At 33.4% G+C, this 2,799-nt stretch carries 2 protein-coding genes, 1 tRNA gene and 1 pseudogene; all 4 read left to right on the top strand.

The annotated features are described in order from the left end of the window. The first annotated feature begins 301 nt into the window (after nucleotides 1-301). Nucleotides 302-601: a hypothetical protein gene (locus tag RT405_RS06965; protein ID WP_313468692.1), complete on the top strand. Its 300-nt coding sequence runs from the start codon at nucleotides 302-304 to the stop codon at nucleotides 599-601. Between the two features lie 139 nt (nucleotides 602-740). Then, nucleotides 741-829, top strand: a tRNA-Ser gene (locus tag RT405_RS06960). A gap of 608 nt (nucleotides 830-1,437) precedes the next feature. After that, nucleotides 1,438-2,505 carry a hypothetical protein gene (locus RT405_RS06955; protein ID WP_313468690.1) on the top strand — a complete coding sequence of 356 codons (1,068 nt, stop codon included), beginning with the start codon at nucleotides 1,438-1,440 and terminating at the stop codon, nucleotides 2,503-2,505. A gap of 57 nt (nucleotides 2,506-2,562) precedes the next feature. Continuing rightward, a pseudogene (locus RT405_RS06950) lies at nucleotides 2,563-2,799 on the top strand (hypothetical protein); the annotation flags it as partial.

The raw sequence follows: 2,799 nt of genomic DNA, 5'->3' as shown, positions 1-2,799 counted from the left end.
TACTCAAGTTTTTTACCGTGACTTAACGGATGGACCGTCTCAATTAAATGAGGAGTCTTTAAACGCTGCTAATGAAGAGTACGATGAAGAATATGAAGGCGATCAATTAGACAAAAGCGAATTTTAATAATAAGAAAGCGAACTGTTGTAATTTTTTTTCAACAGTTCACTTTTCTCAAAAGTAACTAAAGAATCGTAAAAAAGCATATGTTTTGGTTCTCTTTCCTATTTTTGCTACACTATTTTTAGAAAGAGTACCGTCATTGGAAGAATGGATAAAAATGAGGATGGAGGAATTTTCATGAAAGATAAACAAGAAAAAAATCAGCAACCTGATGATTTTGATACGATTAATTTTTCTGAAGAAATAACCGCTCCTGGTTTTGGCGTCAACCCAACTGGTCCTGATGAGCCGGAAATTAAACAACCTGGGAAAGACCCGATTGATCAACCTGAAGCACCAAAAGTAGATAATAAGCCTTTTGAAGAGCCGACTATCCCAGATATCAGCAAAGATCCTATCGACCATCCAACAGCTCCTGAAATAAAAGAGCCGGGTGACATACCTGAACAAACAGTGAAAGAAGAAAAAAGAAAATAAAAAGAATCGAAAACCGTCAGGATGGAGAAAAGTTCCATCCTGATTTTTTGAGGTTAGTTTTCTAATTACAAAACAACGCATTTAGTTAAAGGCGATTGTTTTTCATTATATTTCGTATTATAATAAAAAAGGTTGAATTGGAGAGTTACCCAAGTCCGGCTGAAGGGGACGGTCTCGAAAACCGTTAGGCGATCAATTCGTGCAAGGGTTCAAATCCCTTACTCTCCGTAGAAAATAATGTTCTAATCAAAAAACAAGGCTCTGATTTTTAGAGCCTTGTTTTTTTACCGTATTTTCAATAACGGCAGGTAAAAAAGTAGAATAATATCGGATGGGTTCATCATTATTCTTAAGTCTGATAAATTGAAAAAGGGTGACCCTATTGATTTTTATGAAGTTTTAATGAATAAAACTATCACTAAAAAACTGGTGTTTGCCTGCATAAAAATAGCTGCAGGACGAATTATGTTATTTGTTAACGGATTAAAAGCTGATAATATAAGCTTTTAAAGTGAAATTAAAAGAATGTTGTAATTTTAGGTAGAGTATAACGTTTTGTATAAACAAAAAATTAAGGTACAATAAAGTTGTAATTAAAAACATCTGTGAAAAATCCCTTTTGTAATCATTTTTAACTTAGCGGAAATTCAAAAGAAAGGTGGCTATTATTATAAATTTATTTGTTTTCCTAGGCTTAAGGAAAAAACATGGAAAATAACGAATTAGTTGACCATTTAAATAAGTGAACACAACCCTACCCACATTAAGCTTTAGCGAAAAGGAGGTAGAGAAAAATGAAAAAGGTGGTTTTGGTTTTATGAATAGCGATAGTGCTATTGGCAGGTTGTGATTATATAGGCAATAATAGTGATAAAAAAAGCGAAGAAAAAAGTACTTCTGTTGTGTTAACGAAAAGTGAATCTAATTCAAAACAGTCTACTGCTTCTAGTGTAACAACTAAAGCTGAAAATAAACAAGAAAAAGAGCCAATTACATTTGTTCCACAAAATGATGAAACAGATAAAGGGTTAACTATTGAAAATGATGAAACCTTGGCAAAGCTACAAAAAATTATAGATGAAAATCAAGATATGGGATTTGAAGACGATATAACAATTGTATATTCTGGTCAGACGTTTGGAGAGACTTCAAATTTAGCTGGTATTTTTTTCATTGTTAATCGAACGGATAAATCTTTGAAAAATATGAAATTTACTTATACATTCGGAGGAATCGACAGGCAACTCATTTTTAACCAGAAAGCTTTTGCTTTGTCAGAAGAAAAATTTGGAACATTAGAGCCCAATACCGTTATGCCGATGTACTTTCCAATTGAACCTGAAAACGAAATGGCGTTCAAGGAAATTGATGCTACACAAGTAATCGAAAAGATAGATACTTTCAATTACGATACAGCTGATAATGATACAGATTCTTCAGGAAAAGAACCGGCCACTTCTGAAGATGAATTAACTTTTAAGATACCTAAACAAAATAGTGATAAAGGCCAAACTATTGAAAACAATAAATTAATGGCTAATCTCAAACAATTAGTGGATGAAAATCCATCTATGGGGTTTGAAAATGATGTGACGGTTCTCTACTCTCAATTAAATGAAAAATCAGAGGATCAATTATTAGCTTATTTTTTTATTATTAATAGAACAAACACCACGATGGAAAATTTAAGTTTTATATTTAATTACGGAAATAAAAATGGAGAAAAGGTCTGGGACCGTGAACAGTACCGTATATCCTCAGAAGACTTTGGCACCTTTGAACCTTTTACGGTTATCCCAATGACTATGGAAGTCCCACCAGGTAAGGAAGAATTATTTTTATCCATTACGGAAAAAAATATCCAAACAAGTATAGAAAATTTTCATTATGAAAAAGTAAATTAAAAAGAAGGAATGACATGAGGGTAAGCGGGTAAGGTAATTAAAAAGGAGGAGCAGAATATGAAAAAGTGGATGGTAATTATAGGAGCGGCATTTTTAATGGCTGGATGTGATATGGTAGGGAACAAGGGAAATGATTCAAATGACAGCTCAGCTGCCTCTGAAAAGACAGCAGTATCAAGTGAAAGTATGGCTGTAAAAGAATCTAGCTCTTCTGAAACTCAATCAGAAGTTTCTTCTGAGGAGTCGATCATGGAATCAAGCACAGTCAATGAAGATTCTTCTGAAGGGGCAGGT

It is taken from the genome of Carnobacterium sp., from assembly GCF_032094055.1.
Lineage (GTDB): Bacteria > Bacillota > Bacilli > Lactobacillales > Carnobacteriaceae > Carnobacterium_A.
The sequence above is the reverse complement of the archived record's forward strand: the minus strand, read 5'-3'. Positions and strand labels throughout refer to the sequence as shown.